The sequence below is a fragment of the Klebsiella sp. CTHL.F3a genome, assembly GCF_019890895.1.
Lineage (GTDB): Bacteria > Pseudomonadota > Gammaproteobacteria > Enterobacterales > Enterobacteriaceae > Klebsiella > Klebsiella grimontii.
Map to the genome: position 1 here is coordinate 4771929 of NZ_CP082360.1, position 22761 is coordinate 4794689.

At 50.2% G+C, this 22761-nt stretch carries 14 protein-coding genes and 1 pseudogene; 4 read left to right on the forward strand and 11 right to left on the reverse strand.

The window, feature by feature from the left end; all coding sequences use genetic code 11:
* Positions 1-148: 148 nt before the first annotated feature.
* Positions 149-1843 carry an assimilatory sulfite reductase (NADPH) hemoprotein subunit gene (gene cysI, locus K7H21_RS22455; protein WP_004129345.1) on the forward strand — a complete coding sequence of 565 codons (1695 nt, stop codon included), beginning with the start codon at positions 149-151 and terminating at the stop codon, positions 1841-1843.
* A 1-nt stretch (position 1844) separates the two neighbouring features.
* Positions 1845-2561 (forward strand): glutamine amidotransferase, encoded by a 717-nt coding sequence (locus tag K7H21_RS22460; protein WP_128349302.1) that lies wholly within the window; start codon positions 1845-1847, stop codon positions 2559-2561.
* An 853-nt stretch (positions 2562-3414) separates the two neighbouring features.
* On the opposite strand, the gene K7H21_RS22465 is transcribed toward K7H21_RS22460, so the two are convergent.
* From K7H21_RS22465 to K7H21_RS22495, 7 genes and pseudogenes are all read right to left on the reverse strand, one after another.
* Positions 3415-4248, reverse strand: coding sequence for a PRD domain-containing protein (locus tag K7H21_RS22465; RefSeq protein WP_004129338.1), 834 nt, complete (start codon positions 4246-4248; stop codon positions 3415-3417).
* A 24-nt stretch (positions 4249-4272) separates the two neighbouring features.
* Positions 4273-5733 carry a glycoside hydrolase family 1 protein gene (locus K7H21_RS22470; RefSeq protein WP_004129335.1) on the reverse strand — a complete coding sequence of 487 codons (1461 nt, stop codon included), beginning with the start codon at positions 5731-5733 and terminating at the stop codon, positions 4273-4275.
* A 5-nt stretch (positions 5734-5738) separates the two neighbouring features.
* Positions 5739-7607: a beta-glucoside-specific PTS transporter subunit IIABC gene (locus tag K7H21_RS22475; protein ID WP_223035378.1), complete on the reverse strand. Its 1869-nt coding sequence runs from the start codon at positions 7605-7607 to the stop codon at positions 5739-5741.
* A gap of 342 nt (positions 7608-7949) precedes the next feature.
* On the reverse strand, positions 7950-9515 hold the full coding sequence (locus K7H21_RS22480) for a carbohydrate porin (protein WP_139529279.1): 1566 nt from the start codon (positions 9513-9515) through the stop codon (positions 7950-7952).
* Positions 9516-10611: 1096 nt separating this feature from the next.
* Complete coding sequence (locus tag K7H21_RS22485) at positions 10612-13701, reverse strand: efflux RND transporter permease subunit (protein WP_223035379.1); 3090 nt, start codon at positions 13699-13701, stop codon at positions 10612-10614.
* Positions 13698-14807: an efflux RND transporter periplasmic adaptor subunit gene (locus K7H21_RS22490; RefSeq protein WP_142481795.1), complete on the reverse strand. Its 1110-nt coding sequence runs from the start codon at positions 14805-14807 to the stop codon at positions 13698-13700. Before K7H21_RS22490 ends, K7H21_RS22485 begins: the two co-directional genes overlap by 4 nt.
* 74 nt (positions 14808-14881) lie before the next feature.
* Positions 14882-15494: pseudogene (locus K7H21_RS22495) on the reverse strand (TetR/AcrR family transcriptional regulator).
* A gap of 347 nt (positions 15495-15841) precedes the next feature.
* Between K7H21_RS22495 and K7H21_RS22500 the strand changes: the two are divergent.
* A complete protein-coding gene (locus K7H21_RS22500; RefSeq protein WP_223035380.1) occupies positions 15842-16120 on the forward strand; it encodes a hypothetical protein in 279 nt (92 codons plus the stop codon).
* Between the two features lie 165 nt (positions 16121-16285).
* Here K7H21_RS22500 and K7H21_RS22505 read toward each other — a convergent pair whose 3' ends face one another.
* From K7H21_RS22505 to K7H21_RS22520, 4 genes are all read right to left on the reverse strand, one after another.
* Complete coding sequence (locus K7H21_RS22505) at positions 16286-17575, reverse strand: anaerobic C4-dicarboxylate transporter family protein (RefSeq protein ID WP_223035381.1); 1290 nt, start codon at positions 17573-17575, stop codon at positions 16286-16288.
* Positions 17576-17687: 112 nt separating this feature from the next.
* On the reverse strand, positions 17688-18536 hold the full coding sequence (locus K7H21_RS22510) for a fumarylacetoacetate hydrolase family protein (protein WP_154902340.1): 849 nt from the start codon (positions 18534-18536) through the stop codon (positions 17688-17690).
* 143 nt (positions 18537-18679) lie between these two features.
* Positions 18680-19609, reverse strand: a complete 930-nt coding sequence (locus tag K7H21_RS22515) for a dihydrodipicolinate synthase family protein (RefSeq protein WP_004129307.1) — start codon at positions 19607-19609, stop codon at positions 18680-18682.
* Between the two features lie 251 nt (positions 19610-19860).
* Positions 19861-20892: a LacI family DNA-binding transcriptional regulator gene (locus K7H21_RS22520; RefSeq protein ID WP_004129304.1), complete on the reverse strand. Its 1032-nt coding sequence runs from the start codon at positions 20890-20892 to the stop codon at positions 19861-19863.
* Between the two features lie 437 nt (positions 20893-21329).
* Here K7H21_RS22520 and K7H21_RS22525 point away from each other — a divergent pair, with 437 nt between their 5' ends.
* On the forward strand, positions 21330-22727 hold the full coding sequence (locus K7H21_RS22525) for an MFS transporter (protein ID WP_223035382.1): 1398 nt from the start codon (positions 21330-21332) through the stop codon (positions 22725-22727).
* Positions 22728-22761: the final 34 nt, after the last annotated feature.

Consider the following 22761-nt stretch of genomic DNA (forward strand, 5'->3'; position numbering starts at 1 on the left):
GACGAATAATTATTAATTAGAACCAGCGGTTATAACAACTGTTATATCGATTAACAAACTAACTGTTCATGTTGGTTAAGGATCTGCTGTGATGTAATCCACTGGTATTTTTGGGTGAATTAACCTGCACATATTTGAGAACACTATAATGAGCAATGATAAATTTTCAGATAATGAACGATTAAAACAGCAGAGCCAACTTCTGCGCGGCACGATTAAAGAAGATCTGCATAACGAATTAACCGGCGGATTTCTCGGCGATAACTTTCAGCTGATCCGCTTTCACGGCATGTACCAGCAGGACGATCGCGATATTCGCCAGGAAAGAACGGCGCAAATGCTAGAACCCCTGCATACGGTGATGCTGCGGGTGCGTTTACCTGGCGGGATCATCAGCCCGCAGCAGTGGCTGGGGATCGACGAGTTTGCGTCGCAGCATACGCTTTACGGCAGCATCCGCATCACCAACCGCCAGGCGCTGCAGCTGCACGGCGTGCTAAAGCGTAATATCAAGCCGGTTCATCGGCTATTGCATCAGTTGGGTCTCGATTCGCGGGCGACGGCGGGCGACGTCAACCGTAACGTACTGTGTACTTCAAATCCGGTGGAGTCCGGGCTTCATCATCAGGCTTACGAGTGGGCTAAAAAGATATCGGAGCATCTGTTGCCGAAAACAAACGCCTATGCCGAAGTTTGGCTGGACGGTGAAAAGATCGCGCAGCCGGAAGAAGAGACCATTCTGGGCAACAGCTATCTGCCGCGCAAATTCAAAACCGCGGTGGTCATTCCACCGCAAAACGACGTCGATTTGCACGCCAACGATCTTAACTTTATCGCTATCGGCGAGAATGGACAGCTGACGGGCTTCAATGTGCTTGTAGGCGGCGGCCTGGCGATGACCCACGGCGACCAGAGCACCTATCCGCGCCTGGCGACAGAGCTGGGGTATATTCCTTTGAACGCTACGCTGGCGGTTGCCACCGCCGTTGTCGCCACCCAAAGAGACCGTGGAAACCGCGCAAATCGACGCAACGCTAAAACTAAATATACTATCGATCGACTCGGCATTGAGGTATTTAAAGCGGAAGTCGAGCTGCGAGCAGGCATGGCATTCCAACCGCTGCGGCCTTACGCTTTCAGCAGTCGCGGCGATCGTATCGGCTGGGTAGAAGGGATCGACGGTAAGCACCATCTCACCCTGTTTATCCCCAGCGGCAGGTTGATTGATAAGCCCGGCAAGCCTCTCAAGTCGGGCCTGGCCGCCATCGCCGCCGTCCACGACGGTGACTTTCGCTTAACCCCCAATCAAAATATCATTATCGCCGGCGTCAGCGAGCGCAACCGAGCTCAGATTGACGCACTGGCACAGCGCTATTCCCTGATTGATGACACGGTATCGCCGCAGCGAAAAAGCGCGATGGCCTGCGTCTCCTATCCCACCTGTCCGCTGGCAATGGCCGAGGCCGAACGCGTGCTGCCGGACATAGTCGATCGCCTTGACGCTATCTTAATGCGTAACGGGATTGCCGATCGGGACGTGATATTTCGCGTCACCGGCTGCCCGAACGGCTGCGGCCGGGCGATGCTGGCCGAAATCGGCCTCGTCGGCCGCGCCGTGGGCCGCTATGACGTATACCTCGGCGGCAACCGCGAGGGAACGCGTATTCCTCGCCTCTATAAAGAGAACCAGCCACTTGAAGAGATTATCCGCGACCTTGACGCGTTGCTGAGCGCCTGGGCGCAGGCGGCTAACCATGATGTGGCGTTCGGCGACTTTGCGGTACAGACGGGGATTATTCGCCCGGTACTGAACTCCAGCATCGACTTTTATCTGCAGGACTAAGATGGCCAGGCCGTTGGCGATTATTCAAATGGGCGATCCGCCGGCGATAATCCGCGAGGAGGCTGGCGAGCAAAGCCAATGGTTCGTTCAGGCGCTCGCCTTATCCCGCGGGGAGTACCGGGTTATTCACCCGGATCGCCAGGAGCCCCTGCCCGCTATCGACACAATCTGCGGCGCCATCATCAGCGGCTCCTGGGCGATGGTCACCGACCGGTTAGCGTGGAGCGAGGAGACTGCGCAATGGATACGACGCGCCCACGCCCTGAACCTGCCACTACTGGGCGTGTGCTATGGCCACCTGCTAATTTCCCACGCGCTGGGAGGCCTGGTTGCGGATAACCCGCTGGGGAGCGAACACGGGCTTCAGCTGATCCAGATCGCCGAAAACAGTACGGCCCCGCTGCTAACGACATTTCCCGGTCGCTTCGCGGCCTGGCTTTCTCACCGGCAAACCGTGCTACGGCCGCCGGATGGTGCCAGCGTGATGGCTTTTTCCGCCCGTGACGCCTGCCAGATTCTGCGCTATAGCGACACGGCGTATTCGGTGCAGTTCCACCCGGAATTTACCTGGGATATTATGGCCGCTTGCCTCAAACAGCGCGGAGAAGAGTTGGAAATGGCCGAGATGCCCGGCGAACCAGTCTGGCCACAAGAGCTGCTCAGGCGCTTCTATTATCTCTGGTGCAAGGATAATGCCCCCCGCTTATGCCAGTCATAATCGTGAGAAAGCTGTTTAATCGCTACATCAGGCGCAGGGTCGCCTTCCTCCCCTACCAGTATTCGCTGATAGCCCGGCAACCAGGAAAAAATATTGAATAGCAGGTCTCTGCCTGGTTGTCTTCAGTCAGACCTGTCATTCGCATGGCCGTTTTCCGGTCCATACAATTTTGCAATATATTTCGAAAAATCAGCATAATATATTACCTAATCATCCACCTAATGCGAAACAATACATTCATCCAGAACGTCAGATTTATCGTTTTATTCGCAGCACAGGCGGCCAGTAATTTATACAGCGAGCGTCACTAGACTGGATGGAAGTGCAACTCAGCAGCCTCTTCTATTATTCATCCGCGTTCGATGGGATATCACACAAAAAATTCAGCTGGACCAGCATGGGCTGATTAACTATGAAAGTAAAAATTGCAACGCCAACGGGCAGAGTGTCCTGGAGCATGTCTGCCGTTGAATAAGTAATGGCGCATTCAGGCATCAATGCACCGGTGCAACCGTCAAGCTTCTGGCAAATAGCTTTGGTGACGGAATTCCCGGACCATTCCGTGTGATACTATTCACAGTACCTAATTAGTTGAGTTTTTATGCAGACTTGATGAGGTGAATTGCATGTATGATTTTGATTCAACTAGCTTGCTGGTTGGACATGGAATGAGCGTGGATCTTCGCGTCGTAAGTCATAAAGTCGAATGTGCAGCAAGGCATTACTAATATCGCGGTATGTTAATCAATGTGTAGCAGACCAGTTCTACAGTGAAGAGCATAACAATTTTAACACCGCGATATCAATGACTTACCACACTCACCTTCCCAATAGATAAATTCAGCCATCAATACTAAATTGAATATTTACTTAGCTTACTGATATGTATCCCTAACCAGGTAAGCTCGTCGTTTGGAATAAATATAGCGTAATTATTTTTTATATAATCACGAATTGCTTCTGCAACAACCATAGCTCTTGGATGGAAGCGAATTAATTCATTATAGAAATCATCAGTTTCTTCTAATTCAATGTTATTACTTAAGACTCTTTCAGCGAAGTACCTTAAATGTGTAATAAATCTGGCGTAGTGAATTGAATTGATATCAATGTTTTTATTAAGTTTATAGCGAACAATTTCGGCAACTCTATTCACTAATTCAACTTGCTTATGCGCATTAGTCTCATCACATTGGGAACTTGCATTAATAATGTGAAAAGCAATATGTACAGCCTCATCTTCAGGAAGATTTACAGAAAATTTAGCAGATACCATATCTCTTGCTAACTCACCTATATTATATTCTTTCTGATAATACCTTTTTATCTCCCAAGTGAGTTTATTCGCAATGTTAACATTTGCCTTACAGCGTTCAACCGCGAAATGCAAGTGCTCTGCCAATGTAAATAGCAACACTGTATTAAGCTTTTCATTGTAATGCGCTTGAGCTAACTTGACTATTTCATGCGTAATTTCAAAAAAAACTGCGGGAATTGTGTCAGTCAAGGACAAGTAATGCTGCGCTTTAAGCGTATTTAAAGGGATAAATACCTGTTCAACATTTTTCAAGTCGACCATTGTGCCCGGCTTGGAATTAAAACCAATGCCTTTGCCAAAAAGTATAATCTCTTTTCCATCATTAACAGCAAGCAGCATACTGTTATTTAAGGACTTTTTAATTTTCATCACAATTCCCGCGATAACAAATGATTAACCTAAATCAGTTCCGTTGGTCGCAATGACCTTACGATACCAGTAGAAGGAATCTTTGCGTAATCTATTCAATGAACCATGCCCCTCGTCATCTTGATCTACATATATAAAACCATAGCGTTTGGTCATTTGCGATGTTCCAGCACTGATGATATCAATCGTGCCCCAACTTGTATATCCTATCAAATCAACACCTTCTTTAACAGCTTCAATCATCTGTTCGAAATGCGCACGAAAATAATTAATGCGGTAATCGTCATGAATTTTCCCATCAACTACTGTATCTTTCGCACCGAATCCATTTTCAACAATAAATAACGGAATTTGGTATCGATCATAGAGTTCCAGCAACGATATTTTGAGCCCAACGGGATCTATTTGCCAACCCCATTCAGATGCAGGCAAATGTGGGTTTTTTACACCCATGATAGTATTTCCTGCAGTGCGTTCTGCATCGGGCTGGACTGATTCAGTAATGGACATATAATAGCTGAATGAAAGGAAGTCTACAGTATAGCGTCGTAGCGTATCCAAATCATCCGGCTGCATTTTTATCTTTATGTTACGTAATTCGAGATCCCGCTTAATTAGCGGTGGATATTCTCCCTTAATTTGAACATCCGAATAAAAATAATTTTCTAAATTCTTTTTGAGAGTAGCCTCTACGTCATCAGGATGACAAGTCAGAGGATAGGTAGTTAACTTGGTAAGCATGCATCCCACCTGGCTACCAGGTATTTTTTCGTGGCAGTCCTTTGTTGCTAACGCCGAAGCAACAAACTGATGATGCAATGCCTGATAAATATCCTGTGTACTTTCTCCTGGTAAGCTTTTTTCTTCACGAACACCTGCAGTCGTAAAGGGGTGCCGATGAATGCTATCAATTTCATTGAATGTTAACCAGTAACGGACCAGATTCTTGTAACGGTCAAAGCACACATTTGAATAGCGCAGAAACGCATCAACAACATTTCGGTGGACCCAGCCATTATATTTCTCACTCAATACTAATGGCATTTCATAGTGTGATAGCGTAACGAGTGGTTCGATGCCAAGTCTGCGCATCTCAGTGAACATATTTTCATAAAACTGTAAACCACTTTCATTTGGTTGATCATCTTCACCTGTAGGGAAGATTCTTGACCAGGCTATTGATACCCTGAGTACTTTTATCCCCATTTCGGCAAAAAGAGATAAATCCTCTTTATAGCGATGATAAAAATCGATACCTCTGCGTTTAGGATAATTTTTATCGTTCTCACCTTTAAGCGCATCGCTAACGTTTTCATCAGATACGGACATATGGCCGGCATAATCGCTTGTGCTCAAATGAGCCTTATAGGCGACTGCATCTGCAACAGAAGGGCCTTTTCCGTCAACGTTCCATGCTCCCTCTGCCTGATTCGCTGCAATGGCCGCACCCCATAAAAAATTCTCGGGAAGAATAGATTTTGACATAATGATTAAGCCTCTTTTAATGAAAGAATATTTAACTGATGTGTTGCTTCGGTTTGCTCGGTTGACGATTTCATCTTAAAACGTTCGCTATTTGTAACAACCATTACTACGACTGGGTCGTAACCCGATTTAATGATTTTATCAATATCAAATTCGATTAATAGCTCACCAGCCTTAACCCGTTGGCCATCGGTAATTTGCGGGTGAAAGCCTGCTCCGTTCATTTGTATTGTATCAATTCCGATATGAAAGATGACCTCAACTCCATGGTCAGTTATCATGCTTGCTGCATGGCCACTTTCGAACACATGCTCTATAACGCCATCGGCAGGTGCATATAGAGCTCCGACAGATGGAATGATAGCGATACCATCGCCCATGATTTTTGCAGAAAATACATCGTCGTTTACATCCGTTAACGGGATGATTTTCCCTTCAACCGGACTGGTGAAGAAAAATTCATTCACTGATTTTGAAGTAGCGATGGCCGCTGGATCCTCAAAACTAGATTTTTCCTCATCAGAGGGCAGAGTCGCCGTCTTTTCTTTCCAAAAGAATAATGTTGATAAAAACGCCATGCTGAAAGAAATCAGAGCACCTATGATTGCATACATCAAGCTAGTTGGATTATCCGGGGAAGCAAATATTGAGATGCTGGCAAGGCTCGGAGCTACTATTGCGTAAGCTGAGACCATCGTAAATCCCATGAAAGCCCCACCGATCATTGCACCTATCATCACCGAAATAAGCACAGGCCTATGGAGTAAAGTAATACCATACAGTGCAGGTTCAGTAATACCAAAGAGGGCTGAGATTCCGGAGGAAAGTGCAGTACCTTTAAACATTTTATTTTTACTTTTAAGAGAAACCGCAAAGCAGGCTCCTGCTTCAGCTATATTGTGTGCCAGGGAAGCTGGATTATATAAAGATTCTTTACCGGTTTGGCCCATCGACATTATGGCATAAGGAAGAAAAGGTTTATGCATTCCTGCAGCCACAATAAATGGTAACCCGCCAGCCAGTAATCCTGTGGCGATGAACCCAAATTTTCCATGCATCCAAAGAATCAGTTGGGTTAATAAAGAGCCCATTTCAAAACCTAAAGGCCCAAGGATAAGTAGTGTTACAGGAACTGTTGTGACCAGCGATAACATTGGTGATAAAAAACCGCGTAACGCATTAGGTGTGTAACGATTAAAAAGAGATTCAGTTTGTGCATAGAAAATCACACAAAGTATTGCCGGAAATACCTGTGCCGCATAGGAGACATTCGTAATATCAAACGTCATTAACGTTGCCCCTTGTTTTGCCAATGTAGTAAACGTGGGCAACAACAAGACTGACACAGCTGTTAATGCGACTAACGAATTCACTTTAAGCTTATTCGCAGTAGTGATTGCTATAAGCAAGGGTAAAAAATAGATCGGTGCGGTTCCAATGCAATCCAAGATTTTATAAGTAGAACTGTCCTTCGTAAGCCATCCGGCCATGTCCATGATGATCAGAAGAGATTTCAGCACACCACCACCTGCAATAGCAGGAATGAGCGGCTGGAAAATACTGATAACAAAATCAATCAGCCAGGCACTCCACTTTTTTTTGATAACAGGTTTCTGTTTCTCGGCAGAGTTATTACCCATCAATGATTTAATAGCATCAAACACTTTTACAACGTCTTTGCCAATGACAATCTGACACTGCACATTTGTCACGACCCCCATTATCCCAGGCATTTTTTTGAGTTCAGATACCTCCACTTTAGAGTTATCATACAAGCTTAGTCGTAATCTGGTTGAGCAATGTTCGAGGTGTTCGATGTTTCCTACTCCACCGACTAATTCAAGAATTGTACGCCCAGTATTTAGATGATCCATAAGTTGCCCCATGAGCAAAAAAAAAGACCCGAAACTCTTGCCCCGAAAAAGGGGGGAGAGTTTCAGGTCTTGCCTGCATTACCAGTGACACGCCTGTACTACATATCTATTGACAGTATACTCTATACATAGTTACAGACAACAAATTTAAACCATGTTTTATGAAAATGTGACAGCTATAACATAATGCCCCTTGTAGATACTTACTGCATAAAAATGCCGGCAGTTGCACTCCCTTCGTTTAATAACATTTAGTAAGAACAACTTGATTATCTATACCCTAAAAAAACGACAACTCATTACTTAATTGATTTTATGATGATAATTTAGTTTTCAACATAGTTACCACCACACCTCAGCCTGAGCGCCAATCGAAAATTGGTCTTTCTTATTATCATTGAATTTAAAATTGGAGAGTTCAGTCTGATTTGCTCTGATGTAAGTTGTATAGAAACGAATTTCCGGCCTTGAGGTTAAGATTGACGTATCAATTTTGAGTGCATGATATAACGTTGTTTTGTAACCGGACTCACTAAATGTTTGTCCTTGTGATTTGTTGTCTTGTCTAAACCATCCAAGCTCAACACCGCTTTGATTGAATTTATCCCAGATATAAGCAGGTCGTATGACACTTCGGTAGCTTTGAAAATCAGTATGGGCGCCGGTATCATAGCTGAATATATCATGGCCATTTGAATAAACCAGAGCGTGTGCCATTATAGTGTCCTCGGAGGGATAAAACTCTCCTTGGGAAATAATTCTGAATGCCTTTCCATTCGTGTGATTCCCATAATAATAGTCACCATTTCCATATGTTGGATTTGCTCCTGAAATTTTTGCAAATGAACTGGCAATAGAATTATCGGCAACCTGTAGTGTTAATTCTCCATACCCACCAGTTTTAAATTTCTGCCTTAAAATCGCAGCCGCCAGCCATGCATCTTTTACTTGATAATACTGACCATCAGACTCTCCTGACTTAACAACGTCTGATTTATTCGCCATATTATAGCGACCATTGAGTTCCAGTGTTGCCTTATCCCATAATGGAATTTCGCGATAACGAATATCCAGAGCGTTAGTATTGAGTTGTAGTGAATTTCCTGATGTTTTGTAATCAAGCGCGCGTGCGTTCAGATCCTGGCGCACAACAGCAACGTTGAATTTTCCTGGGCCAATTTTCCAGTTTTCTATACCGAGCCCTGCGCCACTTTCAGTTCTGATACTTTTCCAGTCAAGCATCTGTATCTCATATTTAGGCAGATAGTGCTTACCTACCCAGAAATCGGCTTCTGGAGCAAAACTCAGGAAACCCTTAGTTGTGAGATAGATATCAGAAAACTGTAAGTTACTCTCTGAATTTTTATCAAACACAGCATTGCTGTATTGCTCACCGACATTACCATCCAGCATAACAACTGCGTGTGCGGTTTTTCCATCCAAATCATAGACTTTTTGTTTTAGTTGTAAATCAAACCAGGATGTATATTCATTGCCAAACCTGCCAAGTGAACCAATCGCATACTCCTTTGGAGAACCATGGTTTGCAGTTCCCCAACCGGACCGGAAGTAACCATTATAAGAAAAACCAATATCATTTTTTACAAAGTTACTTATATCTTTCAACGTCAAATCATTACTCACCGCATCTTTTTGTATGGTCTTTTTTTCGGAGGTAGTAATGTCTACATTTTTGACTAATACCTGATTCTCTGCATACATTGGTTTAGTAAACCCAGTATCATTGAGCTTGTATTTTTTTAACTCAGCCCTGGTATCATATAGTTCTTTGGTATTTTCTTGCAATTTTTTTTCAAGTATAGCAATGCGTTCTTCCATTGTTAGGCTTTGAGCATGTGAGTTGCTGCATATTACGGATATAAAAATAAACAAAACTCTTTTTTTCATTATAAAACCCTCTTTAGTTACACTCGCGCATAAACTAAATACTTTGTTTAGAGATGTTTTAAGTGCTCATAGATATTAGTGGCACCAGGTACCTATTTATATCGCTTTGGTTTAAAAAGCAAAATGTCTTCATCAGAATTTTGATATAGTGTATAGCTATAAAAGATTAAGTCCTTTTTCACCGGCGCACTGAAATTTATTTTATGAACACATAATTTTCTCCTCTCAAAATAAAACATATTCCCCCCACCCCGACATATCTCAGCAATTTTTAAAACTAACGAGCAGACGTTCCCTGCTCAATAATTAATTGAGAGACCAATGAAATGTATAATGAAGATTAAACTTTTATTTTCGTTTCATGAATAAAGCCCAAAAAAACCAAAAAAAAAGACCCGAGGACATTTTCGAATCTAAATGAATTCGAAAGTGCACTCAGGTCTTGCCTGCTCTTGCAGTTACACGCCTGTACATCAATTCACACATTAATACATATTTAATATGAATTTGACAACGGGAAATTTTGAGTCGTTTGAAAATTGTGATCTACTTAACAATTGCTCGCTTTCCCTCTAGCATTCATCCATCACAGATAGCTTATTTTCACCTTCTATTTTAAGGGGAGGCCGGTCCTATTGACCTCCCAGGGATAGATGACTACCTCAGAGAAACCTTCTAGATTATGTTCTTAAATCATAATACAACCAATATTTTCCTGGATTCAGTCCCAACAAATAATAAAAAGCCCCATCATTCTGTTTATAGGTTGAATCAGCTTGCCTTACATATAAACAACTGTTTCTTTTATTTGTGTAGTGCATTAACATCACTCCAATTAAACTCTATTTCCCCAACATCTATCACTCCATACTGAAACGACGCCCTTAAAATTCAAAAAATAAGAATACCTTGTTTTATCATAATTTTCGCAAGTAAATATTGTCTGGTATAATGGACCGCTATTAGAACCAGTATGGATTTATATTTAGACAGAATCGTCTGCCGGGGTGGGGTCAGTCCAATCCTCATCATTCGGGTCGATATTTTCAGGGCCGCCGGAACGTCGTCTGGCGACCTCTTCTGTAGTGCGTCACGGTCAAACTGCAGCCTGCGGTTCCGCAGGTTTCTGCGTATCAGGACGTATTTTGAACCAGATGGCATACATGGCGGGCAGGAACACCAGCGTGATAATGGTGCCGCCAAAGGTCCCGCCAATCAGCGTGTAGGCCAGCGTCCCCCAGAACACCGAGTGCGTCAGCGGGATAAACGCCAGTATGGCCGCCATCGCCGTCAACAATACCGGCCGGGCACGCTGCACCGTCGCCTCTACCACCGCATGGAAGGGCGCCAGCCCCTCCTGCTCGTTGTGATGGATCTGGCCTATCAGGATCAGGGTGTTGCGCATCAGAATGCCGGACAGCGCAATCAGCCCGACGAGGGTATTGATGCCAAAAGGCTGATTGAAGAGCAGCAGCGTTGGCACCACCCCAATCAGCCCCAGCGGCGCGGTCAGGAAGACCATCACCATCGCCGCCATCGACCGCACCTGGAGGATGATAATCAACAGCGTCATGGCAATCATGATAGGGAACAGCGGCACCATCGCTTTGGTGGCTTTCCCGGACTCTTCAATCGAACCCGCCTGCTCGATGCGGTATCCGGCCGGCAGCGTATCGATGACCGGCTGCAGCGCCTTCGTGATGGCGGCAGAAACATCCGGCGGCTGCAGATTTTCGGCTATATCTCCCCTGACAGTTATGGTCGGAATACGATCGCGACGGCGCATAACCGGCTCTTCCATTTGCACCTCAACCTCCCCAATCTGAGACAGCGGAATGCGCTGCCCGGCAGCCCCCACCAGGGTAAAGCCGGCTATTTTTGCCGGGTCAAGCCGGATATCCCCCGCCGCGCGTCCCATGACCTGTACCGAACGGATATCTTCCCGTACTGAGGTGATTGGAATGCCTGAAAGCAGAAACTGAAGCTGCTGCGCGGCCGCATTCGAGGTCAGCCCCACCGCCTGCAGGCGATCCTGATTGAGCGTGAAGTGCAGCGCCGGTACCCGCGGCCCCCAGTCGGTGTTGACGGTTCTCATCATCGGACTGGCCTGCATCACTTTTTCCACCTTATCTGCGATTTCGCGCAGCGTGGTAGGATCAGGCCCCATGACGCGATAAGCCACCGGATAGGGTGAATACGGGCCAAACACCAACTGGGTCACGCGCACGCGCGCCTCGGGCGTCAGTCCACCGGCCACCGCTTCACGCAATCTGAACTTAAGCGCCTCGCGGGCTTCCGGGTTGTCCGTCAGCACGACTATTTTCGCAAATGACGGGTCAGGCAGCTCGGGGGCCATGGCCAGAAAGAAACGCGGCGCCCCCTGCCCGATGTAGGAGGTGACGATTTTTGCCTCTTTCTGTTTTCTCAGCCAGGCTTCGATTTTCGCCGCGATGGCATTGGTCTGCTCAATAGCGGTGCCATAGGGCATCTGCACTTCAACCAGTACCTCAGGACGGTCGGAGGTGGGGAAAAATTGTTTTTTCACCAGCCCTAAGCCGAGTATCGCAACCGTAAAGACGGCTATCACAGTACCCGCCACGATCCACTTGCGCGCGATAACCCAGCCCAGCAATCGGCGAAAACGATTGTAATGACGGGTGTTGTAAATCGCTGCGTGTCCCCCCTCTACCTTTTTGATATCGGGCAGCATCTTCACGCCCAGATAAGGCGTGAACACCACCGCGACAATCCAGGAGGCAATAAGGGCGATACCGACGATCCAGAACATATTGCTGGTATATTCGCCGGCGGTGGACTGGGCAAAACCGTTAGGCATGAAACCAACGGCGGTGACCAGCGTACCGGCGAGCATCGGGGCGGCGGTGTGGCTCCAGGCATAGGCGGAGGCTTTTATGCGGTCGTAGCCCTCTTCCATTTTCACCACCATCATTTCGATGGCGATGATGGCATCATCGACCAGCAGCCCGAGCGCCAGGATCAGCGAGCCCAGGGTGATACGGTCAAAGTTTTTGCCGGAAGCCTCCATCACAACGAAGACAACCGCCAGCGTTAACGGTACGGCAGCGGCGACCACGACGCCCACGCGCCACCCCATGCTGACGAAACAGACCACCATCACCACCAGCAGCGCGACAAAGAACTTGATCATAAACTCGTCAACGGCGGAGCTGATGTTGACCGATTGGTCGGTGACCTTGGTCAGAGTCATGCCGAGCGGCATACCCGCATTAATTTTGGCGGTTTCCGCATCCAGCGCCTTCCCCAGATCCAGTCCGTTCCAGCCGTCCCGCATCACGATGCCCAACAGCAGCGCCGTTTCCCCCTGATTGCGGATCAGGAAGGTCGCCGGATCTTCGTAGCCCCGCTCAACGGTCGCCACGTCCGATAGCTGCAGTGTCCGGCCCTGAACAACAATGGGGGTTTCGCGGATTTTCTCCAGTTTGTCAAAAGCGCCATCCAGGCGGATAAAGACCTGCGGTCCTTTGGTGTCAATCGAGCCAGCGGGCGTCAGTACGTTCTGGCTGTTGAGGGCGGAGAAAATATCCTGAGGGGAAACGCCCAGCGTGGCCAGCCGGTCATGCGAGAACGAAACAAAGATGCGTTCGGCCTGTTCACCGATAATATTGACCTTCTTCACCCCCGGCACGTGCAGAAGACGCTGACGCAGCGATTCCGCATCGCGAACCAGTAGCCGCTGCGGCTCTCCTTTCGCCTTCAGCGCAAAGAGCGCGAAGGTGACGTCGGAGAATTCGTCATTGAACATCGGTCCGATAACGCCTGCCGGCAGGTTTTTGGCCTCATCGCCGAGCTTCTTGCGCGCCTGATAGAACTCTTCCTGCACCTGTGAAGGCGGCGTGCTGTCTTGCAGTGAAAGCATGGTATAAGCCAGACCGGGTCGGGTGTAGGTTTCACTACGGTCATACCACTTGAGCTCCTGCATTCGCTTTTCAAGCGGTTCAGCAACCTGATCCTGCATCTCCTGCGCGGTAGCGCCCGGCCAGGCAGAAATAATCGTCATCTGCTTGACGGTAAACGGCGGGTCTTCCGCGCGCCCCAGTTCGAAAAATGACAGAACCCCGGCCACGGTAATCAGAATAATGAGGAACAGGGTGATGGAACGCTCGCGAACAGCCAGCGCTGAAAGATTGAATTTGCCGTCGCTCATGGCCGACTCCCGGCGACGCGGGCATCGTTCTGTACAGCCATGCGAACAGCCTCGCCGTCATGCAGCAGATGCGCCCCGAGGGCGACCACCTTCTCGCCAGGCTGGAGGTTACCGGATACCTGCGCCACATCATCACTCAATCCCAGCACCTGAACGGACCGCCACGACACTTTGGCTGGCTGACCTGAAATCTGCCAGACGCCCGGCCCTTTACCCGGATCGTAGAGCGAGGCTAATGGTACCTGCATCACCTGGTTCGGTAATTTACCGTCTGCAATGTGCAGCGTTACGGTGGATCCCAGCGGCGCATTCGCCAGCGCCCCTTCAAGCACATATCTCGCCTCGAAGGTGCGGGTTACCGGATCGGCCGCATCGGAAAGGAGACGCAGTTTCGCCGGGACCGTCTGTTTACCGGTGCCGTACAACATGGCCTCGGCCTCGCTTGCAGGAGCCGGACGTAACGTCTCGGGTAACTGCACGCTGGCCTCACGCTGGCCCGCTCTGGCCAGACGAACCACCGGCTGACCAGCGCTAACCACCTGACCGGGTTCAGCCAGAGTCTCCATGACCACGCCGTCTGCGTCGGCCAGCAGCACCGCGTAGCCCGTCGCGTTTTGCGCCACATTCGCCTGGGCCTGAGCCGCATTGAGTTCAGCTTTGGCCGTATCGGCGGCCGCTTTTATCTGGTCGTAGGCCGATACCGACACCGCCCCTGTCGAGACCAGACCGCGGTAACGCACCTCATCCGCCGCAGCTTGTTTTGCTCGGGCCCGTGCGGCCGCGACCGCCTGTTGCTGAGCCTGTGCCTGCAGGCCGAGGTCCGCGGGATCCAGACGCATCATCGGCTGGCCGCGCTTGACGTTCTGGCCGGTATCGACCAGACGTTCAAGAATTTTGCCCTGCACTCTGAAACCGAGATCGCTTTGAACCCGGGCGACAACAACGCCGGTAAATGCGCGGGAGGCATCCATCGCACTCACTACGGTCGCAGACCTGACCAGAGGAGGCTGAGTGCGGGGATCGTCTGTGCCGGAAACGTCACCGCAGGCCGCGAGGGCAAACGGAAGCAGGCAAACGGCAAAAGAGGCGGATTTGAGCCTGAGCATGGAGTTCCTTAATCATTTTGACAGGACAGTTGAATCATACTCTTTCATGTGACCAATTAAGTCAATGGTCACATTCAGGTTGCAAAACTTTTGAGTATTAATGAGGACAGCAGTATGGCCGCAGTGGGTGCGGTATCGAGGTTAAATTGCAGCTGTAAAGGGCAAATATAAGACTGCATGACCAGACAGATGGCATCCGCAGTCTCATCCAGCGGGGTTTTGCGTTCAAACTCCCCTGCCTGCCAGCCTTCCTGAATGACGTGCTGTATCAGCTGACGCAGCTGCTGCTGATAGACGGCGGCGGAAGGTCAGCGCTCCCGGGAGGCAACGGCAGCAATGTCATAAAGCTTGCAATCGTGAAAGAACAGATCGTTTCCGGCTTCGATCAGCGCGTTTAATAAACGCCTCAGCTTCTCGGAGGCGGTAGGCGCATCGGCAATCGCGTCATAGACGACCACAGAGATTTTCGCCAGCCTGTTAGCACAAATGGCTTCTCCAATCGCCTGTTTTGAATCGAAGAATTTTTATATAGGTTTTTGAAAAACCAATCGCTTTCGCCAGATCTGACACGGTGGTCTTCTCGTAGCCGAAATACCCGAAGTGCTCCGTAGCGGCTTCCACAATCCGATCGCGGACGCAATGATCCGACGGCCCCCGCGAGGAGTATGCATTTGTGAATTTTGTCATTTTTCCAGCTTAGCCCAGAAGGCCTCGATTGAAAACTTGTGACCTACTTGTAATATAGTCACAAAGAAATGTTGACTCAAGGCACATCATGTTTCTCCTGGGTAGGCTTGTCCTGGCCGTAACGGCCGGCTTACTGGCGGGCTGTGCCGTCGGGCCGGATTATCATCGTCCCGATGTACCGCTTTTAAAGCAATATCATTCTCAGCCTGCCGTCCAGCAAAGAAGTGCCTCGTGGATGGCCCAGGCCCACGCCGGACTTGGGGCGGCCGACCTGCTTCGCCGGAGACCGGATATTATCGTGGCGGAGCGTCATCTCGCCGCCTTTCATGCGCGTACCGGGAGTAGGGATGAAAAGAATAGGCGTTCTGGGCGTTGATGCGTTAAGCGAAAAACTGATCGCAGGATTCTTTCAGGCGGAAACGGGCGCCCAGGTGTTTCTGTCCCCGGCAAACAGCGAACGAGCTCAAAGGCTGGCAAGAGAATTTCCCTGCTGGACTCTGGACAATCACCAGGCCGTCCTTGATGAAGCGGATGAAAAAATTCAGCGCCTGTTTGCCTCGCCAGGCCCGCTCTTAGTGGCGGCCGACGAATCGAATTTTGATTCACCAACCGGAGGCCCTGCCTGAGCGGTGATTTCTATTTGGTTTTTCAATCACTCTGACCAGCACGGAAATAATCACTCCCTGAAAACGGCTCATCTGCCCCCTCGAATAAACGTGACAATTTTCGCCATGTTTTAGAGATAATTACCGGCCTGCTCCCCAACCTATCGCAGGCCGGATTGGCGTGATTCACCGAATCAAAAAAGCCAGCCCCGCGGCGAAGAGAATAGAAAGCAGCACCGATGCCAGGCCAGGCAGTAGAAAAGGATGATCGATAATATGTCGGCCCAGTTTGGTGGAGCCGGTATCGTCCAGCTCTACCGCTGCCAGTAACGTCGGGTAATTTGGCAAAATAAAAAGAGAAGCCGTAGCCGGAAAGCAGGCGACCAGGATACCGGGAGCAACGCCCATACTCAGCGCGGCAGGGAATAAAATTTTTGTTGAAGCCGCCTGCGAATACAAGAAACATGACGCGGCCATAATCATGAGCGCCAACATAATGGGCGAATCCAATAAGTGTGACGAGACCGCGCTTTGCAGCCACTGTTGATTGCTGTCCATAAAGGTGGAACCCAGCCAGGCGACGCCAAGGATACAGATGCAGGAGGTCATCCCGGTTTTAAACACCGAGCCGGACGGGACTTTGTGTACGTTAACCCGGCAGCACACCACAATCAGCAGCGCAACGCCCATCATTACCCCAACCCGCGCCTGCCCGCTGCTCATGACCGGATGGGCAATCAGCCCTAACTTTGGACTGGTGACAATCGCATAGGCCAGAACCGCAACCAGCCCAACGATAAAGATCAGCACCGAACGGCCGGCGTAGGGCGGGATAGCCCGCTCAGTCCGTGCCTTAACCTGCACCGGATTGTCATTGAGCCGATCCTGCTGGCGGATTCTGTCCCAGAACAGGTAAAAAACGGAGGTAACCAGCAGCGCAAGAAAGGTGGACGGTATTGATACCGCGATGAGCTCAATATAGCCCCAGCCGTCATGCCCTTTTTCCAGTATCCCCGAGAAAAAAATCACCGCAGCGGAAATGGGCGACGCCACAATTCCCAGCAAAGACGCGCTGACGGAGAGAGCAAGCGCGCGGGTGGGTTTTATATTGTTCTCTTTCGCCACGCCGACAATAACCGGCATACAGGCAAAGGAGACCTGCCCGGTGCTGGCCATCATAGTTAATAGCCAGGTGGAAAGCGGCGCGGTGATGACTAACAGTCGCGGATAGCGGCGCAGCAGCCGCTCGGTGAGGTCAACAAGATATTCTATACCGCCGGCCTCCTGCATGGCGGCAATCGCCACGATCACCACCATGATAAACACGATAACCAGCATCGGCATATCGCCCGGCGTCGCGCCGAGCGCGCTGAGCACAATCACGCCAGCGCCGCCGGCAAACCCTACGCCGATCCCCCCAACCCGCATGCCGATGTACAGAAACAGCAGCACCACCAGAAACTGGACCAATATCATATATTGCCTCCACGGCTCCCTGTCCGGCATTAACCCTTCGCAAGATGACATGGCCGCCGGGCAAACGCGCGCTCACCATATCTTTGGATGTCACCTGCCGGTGAACGACAATTTATCGCGATACAGCGGCGTCGCTGCACACGGTGTGAATCAGACATCCGATCTGCTCAATCTCAACTTCCACCCTGTCCCCGGGCTGCATAAAGAGCGGCGGCGTACGTTTTTTTCCGATACCGCCGGGGGTGCCGGTCAGGATCACGTCTCCCGGAGAGAGCGCGCTGAAGGTGCTGATATAGGCAATAAGCCCGGCGATTGAATGCAACATGCTGCCCGTATTATCCTGCTGCACCGTCTGACCATTGAGACGGGTGGTAATATTCAGATTTTGCGGGTCGGGGATATCATCCGCCGTCACCAGCCAGGGGCCGAAGCCGCCCGTTGCAGGCCAGTTTTTCCCGCCGGTAAAGCAGGCATGCTGCCAGTCGCGCACGGAGCCATCCATATAGCAGCTGTAGCCGGCAACATACTGCAGCGCCTCCTGCTCTGGGATATTGCGCCCTCCACGGCCGATCACCAGCGCCATTTCGCCTTCATAGTCAAACTCATTGCTGCATTCCGGCTTGAGGAGCGGCGCCAGATGCCCGGTCTGCGAATCCGCAAAGCGGATGAATAGCACAGGATTCGCGAGCTTCTCGTTCCCCGCAACGTTTTTATCGCGATAATTCACCCCAGCGCAGATGATTTTTTTCGGTTCAGTAATGACCGGCAGGAAAGCAATCTCGTTGAAGGAATAATGCGTTTTTTTCGCGGACGGCGGCAGAGCATCAAGCAGATGAAGGTGGGGCAAAAATTCAAGCAGGCTGCCATATTGAGGGAACAGCGCCTGCAGATCGATGACGCCATCGGCGGTCGCCAGACCATATTTATTTTTATCATTAACGCGAAAGCTTAATAGTTTCATAAATCACCTTGGGAATAGACAGAGGTGAAAGCCCCGACGTGATGATGAAGAGAAGGAAATGATACCGGGGCGAAGTAACCGATTATCCGCAATACAGTAAGGCCTATTTCTGCATTGCGGATTCACAACTGACTCAGAATGAATTAACGAACGCGGCCCAACTCAGCGGCGCGCATGGCGTCGTGGATCTCTTTTTCAGCCCCATTTTCGAGCGGCAGCAGCGGAGAGCGAACGGTGGCATGTTCAAGGATCCCTCGCGCAACCAACGCATGCTTAAGGGCCACGGTGCCTTCCATGTGAGAACCGCGGTGGTAGACGCTTTTGGTCACCGGCAGCAGACGATCGTGCAGCTGACGCGCTTTAACGTAATCGCCCGCTTTACCCGCCTTAATCATTTCAATTAACGGCTCAGGCGCGATATTACCGTAGCCGACCAGGAAGCCATCCACATCAAACGCGGTATGCAGCAGGTATTCATCGTGGCAGCTTAAGATTTGCAGATCAGGACGTTCGCGACGGATCACCGGAATCTCAGTATCCCAGCGGCGCATATTACGTACGCCATTTTTCATGGCAAATACGCCCGGCTGCGCGGAGATATCCAGCAGGGTCTTCAGGTTGTAGGTGGCTTTAGTGACATCCGGATACTGGAAAAGAATCAGCGGCAGGCCGCTTTCTTCATACACCACGCGGTAGCGATCCTGGGGGGCGCCATCCTGATAGCCAAAACGCAGCCAACCGTGAGAAGGATAGAGCAAACCTGCGGATGCCCCGGCGGCAACGGCGCGCTTCGCCTCCAGCGCAGCCACTTCGGTCCCTTCCCCGGTGATACCGGCAATGATAGGAAGCTTATCATCTACCGACTTCACAAATGCGCGGATCACATTCGCCTGCTCTTCCTGGGTCAGAAAAGTCCCTTCCCCCGCGTGTCCCAGAACCACCAGACCTTTCACGCCGTCGATGCTGCCGAGCCAGTTACCAAGGCGCTGAATGGCATCATAGTCTACGCGTCCATCGCGAGTGAATGGTGTAACCGGAGCCGGAGTCAAACCTCTCAGATCGATGTTAATCATAAATATCCCCTTGATGAGTAAGCATTTGTTTACGGTTAAGCGATTATTTGAAACAGAAGTGAAATCGTTTCTGCAATCGTTTTCACGTGATTGACATTGAACCTCAAAAATAAAACCGTCAACGCCACGTTGGTTAAAAATGCAACGCAGATCACAAACTAAACAGCAATCTGCATCCGGGATGAGATCCGTTATACAAAATTCAACCCTCCCCGCTTTCTCCAGGAAAGCCGGGAAGGATCGCTGGCGGATTATTTACGTGGAGACGAGGTAGACTTACGGGGAATAAGGGAAGGCGTGGTAATCCGCATATTATTATTTATCTCTGGATTCAATAACATATCAACCGCATTGCTGGCGATATGCTCCAGCGGCGTTCTGACCGAAGTCAGCGCCACGGGCAGTCTGCTCACCAGCGGAATATCGTTGTATCCCACCAGCGAGAGATCTTCGCCAATCACCAGGCCCTGCTGGTGCGCGGCCGCGAGGACGCCAATCGCCAGTTCGTCATTGACGGCAAACAGCGCGCTTGGGCGGTGAGGCTGGCTGAGAATTTTCATTCCCTGCTGCTCTCCCGAGGCGATGTTAAAATCTGAATGACAGCACCAGTCCGCTTCGATCCGGAGCCCGGCTTCCTGCATTGCCCGCTCAAAGCCCTTACGCCGGTTGCGCGCGTTGGAGGCAAAATCAGGGCCGCCAATCAGGCCAATATCGCGGTGACCTAAATCAATCAGGTGCCGGGTTGCCAGATAGCCGCCAAGCTCATCGTCGCCCACCGATGAGGGGCTAAAACCGTCGGTACGCAGCGCCAGTACGTGGGGAACGTCTCGTTCACGCAAGGCTTGCGGCAACGGATCGTCCAGCCGGCAGGTGGACATGATCAGCCCATCCACGCGGCGATCCAGCAGCGACTCAACGGCGTTTTTCTCCTGCTCCTTGCTATCACCGCAGGTCGCTACAATCGCGAAATAACCCCGTCTGGCTGCGGCCCTGGCTATCTCTTCGAAAAGCATGGCGGTGACGGCATCGGTTAGCCTGGGAACCAGGACGCCAAGCGTCCCGGTATCGCCGCGCCGCAGGCTGGAAGCAACATAGTCCCGACGGTAGCCCAGCTCTCGGGCAACCTGGCGAATTTTATCTGCCGAGGCGCTGCGCGAGGTGGGTAATCTTTCATCGAGTACCCGTGAAACGGTCGAGACGCTAACGCCCGCGGCGCGAGCAACATCCCGCATTGTCGCCAGCTTTTTTTCCGGCAAATCGTTCAGTTCACTTTCTTGATCCATCTGCTGCTCCAACTCATCAATGCGGGTAAAAATCCGTGTTGCCCGTTCAACGGATACCATCGTGCAAACCGTGGGGTTAAAGGATCTTACGTCAAACCTCGCCCGGACAAAAGGAATGGTGCTTCACTTTGCCGGGTTCATTCGGCTGGTCGTTAATTCACATTTCTTATCCATTTTGCTTTGCATTCGCCGCTTCGCCTTTTTGCGCGTGAGTTTTTTCAGATTGTGAACTGCTCGACATTTATACAACAGGCGTAATTGACTTAGCGACGAATCCAGCAAAGGATTAGCTGCAAGTGAAATCGATTGCAGTAACGTTATCATAAACACATCAGGACAGCATTATATGCAGCACGTCGATGAATAAGGGTTCGTTGCCCTGTTGTTATTCAGAATTTTACGTGTATGCCCCAGACAACGTTTAACAGGGTAATACTATGTCAACTCAGGCCATTGCTTCAGATTACGCCGTTGCCAGCGGAACGGCGTCAACCCCGGACGCGCTGCTGGCAAGACTGGAACGTCTGCCCATCACCCGGCGGCTGAAGGCGATCCGCGTTATCGTCGGCTTATCGACGTTTTTCGATGCCTATACCATTATTGCAATCGCATTTGCTCTCCCCCAGCTTACTCAGGAGTGGGGTCTCACGCCGACGTTTGTCGGTCTTATTATTGCGGCCAGCTACGTGGGTCAGCTGTGCGGCGCCCTATTTTTCGGCTCGCTGGCGGAAAAAATAGGCCGTATCGGCGTATTGCGTATCACCATCATCATGTTCGTCCTGATGGATGCGGCGTGCCTTTTTGCCTGGAACGGCTGGTCAATTCTTGTTATTCGCTTTTTACAGGGGGTGGGTATCGGTGCGGAAGTTCCCGTTGCCAGCGCCTATATCAATGAATTTGTCGGAGCAAAGAAGCGCGGGCGTTTCTTTTTGTTGTATGAGGTGATTTTCCCTATCGGCATGATGTTTGCCGGTCTGGTCGGGTATTTTCTTGTGCCTATCTATGGATGGAAGGTCATGTTTTTAATTGGCTTAGTTCCCTCAGCGCTGACCGTTCCACTGCGCTGGCTGATGCCTGAATCACCGCGCTGGCTGGCTTCAAAAGGTCGGCTGAAGGAAGCGGACAACGTCGTATCGACGCTGGAATCTGAAGTCATCAGGCGTGGAATGACGTTGCCCGAACCTGAAATAAAAGCCCCCGCGGTGCAAAAAGCGGCTCCGGAAGGGGTTAAGGCCCTCTTCGGCGGTATTTATAAATCCCGCACCTTTATGCTGTGGGGGCTGTGGCTGACGGTTTACAGCGTCAACAATGGAATGATCACCTGGTTCCCGACTCTGTACAAAACCTGGTTTAATCTCTCCCTCGATACCAGTCTGGCCTACGGCTGGATCACCTCCTCCTGCGGCGTCGTCGCTTCGGTGATCTGCGCCTTGCTGATCGACCGCGTCGGGCGCAAGCGCTGGTACACATGGGCCTTTTTACTGGCCGTCGTTCCGCTGATTACGCTCTCCGTTCTGGGCGCGAAATCCGCCGTTGAAATTCTGATTCTGGGCAGCCTGACCTACGCCATTCTGCAGACCATCGCTTTCTCGCTTTATCTGTACGCGGCTGAGCTTTATCCCACCCGGCTGCGCGCTATTGGCACCGCGTACTCCAGCGCATGGCTCCGCGCGGGGTCATCCATTGGCCCATTAATGGTCGGGTTTATCGTCAGCGGCTTCGGGATCCGTTTTGTGTTTGTCACGTTCGCGGTCATCGCACTGATTGGCGGCTTGATTACGTGGATTTTTGCCATTGAAACCAAAGGGAAATCATTAGAAGAGCTGTCGCCATAGACGGCCTGTGGCTCCGGCAATCGCGGAGCCACCT

Excerpts from the sequence above, each read along its gene's own strand:
- cysI (WP_004129345.1), top strand. The coding sequence starts at position 149 with ATGAGCAATGATAAATTTTCAGATAATGAACGATTAAAACAGCAGAGC.
- K7H21_RS22460 (WP_128349302.1), top strand. The coding sequence starts at position 1,845 with ATGGCCAGGCCGTTGGCGATTATTCAAATGGGCGATCCGCCGGCGATA.
- K7H21_RS22465 (WP_004129338.1), bottom strand. The coding sequence starts at position 4,248 with ATGAAAATTAAAAAGTCCTTAAATAACAGTATGCTGCTTGCTGTTAAT.
- K7H21_RS22470 (WP_004129335.1), bottom strand. The coding sequence starts at position 5,733 with ATGTCAAAATCTATTCTTCCCGAGAATTTTTTATGGGGTGCGGCCATT.
- K7H21_RS22475 (WP_223035378.1), bottom strand. The coding sequence starts at position 7,607 with ATGGATCATCTAAATACTGGGCGTACAATTCTTGAATTAGTCGGTGGA.
- K7H21_RS22480 (WP_139529279.1), bottom strand. The coding sequence starts at position 9,515 with ATGAAAAAAAGAGTTTTGTTTATTTTTATATCCGTAATATGCAGCAAC.
- K7H21_RS22485 (WP_223035379.1), bottom strand. The coding sequence starts at position 13,701 with ATGAGCGACGGCAAATTCAATCTTTCAGCGCTGGCTGTTCGCGAGCGT.
- K7H21_RS22490 (WP_142481795.1), bottom strand. The coding sequence starts at position 14,807 with ATGCTCAGGCTCAAATCCGCCTCTTTTGCCGTTTGCCTGCTTCCGTTT.
- K7H21_RS22500 (WP_223035380.1), top strand. The coding sequence starts at position 15,842 with ATGAAAAGAATAGGCGTTCTGGGCGTTGATGCGTTAAGCGAAAAACTG.
- K7H21_RS22505 (WP_223035381.1), bottom strand. The coding sequence starts at position 17,575 with ATGATATTGGTCCAGTTTCTGGTGGTGCTGCTGTTTCTGTACATCGGC.
- K7H21_RS22510 (WP_154902340.1), bottom strand. The coding sequence starts at position 18,536 with ATGAAACTATTAAGCTTTCGCGTTAATGATAAAAATAAATATGGTCTG.
- K7H21_RS22515 (WP_004129307.1), bottom strand. The coding sequence starts at position 19,609 with ATGATTAACATCGATCTGAGAGGTTTGACTCCGGCTCCGGTTACACCA.
- K7H21_RS22520 (WP_004129304.1), bottom strand. The coding sequence starts at position 20,892 with ATGGATCAAGAAAGTGAACTGAACGATTTGCCGGAAAAAAAGCTGGCG.
- K7H21_RS22525 (WP_223035382.1), top strand. The coding sequence starts at position 21,330 with ATGTCAACTCAGGCCATTGCTTCAGATTACGCCGTTGCCAGCGGAACG.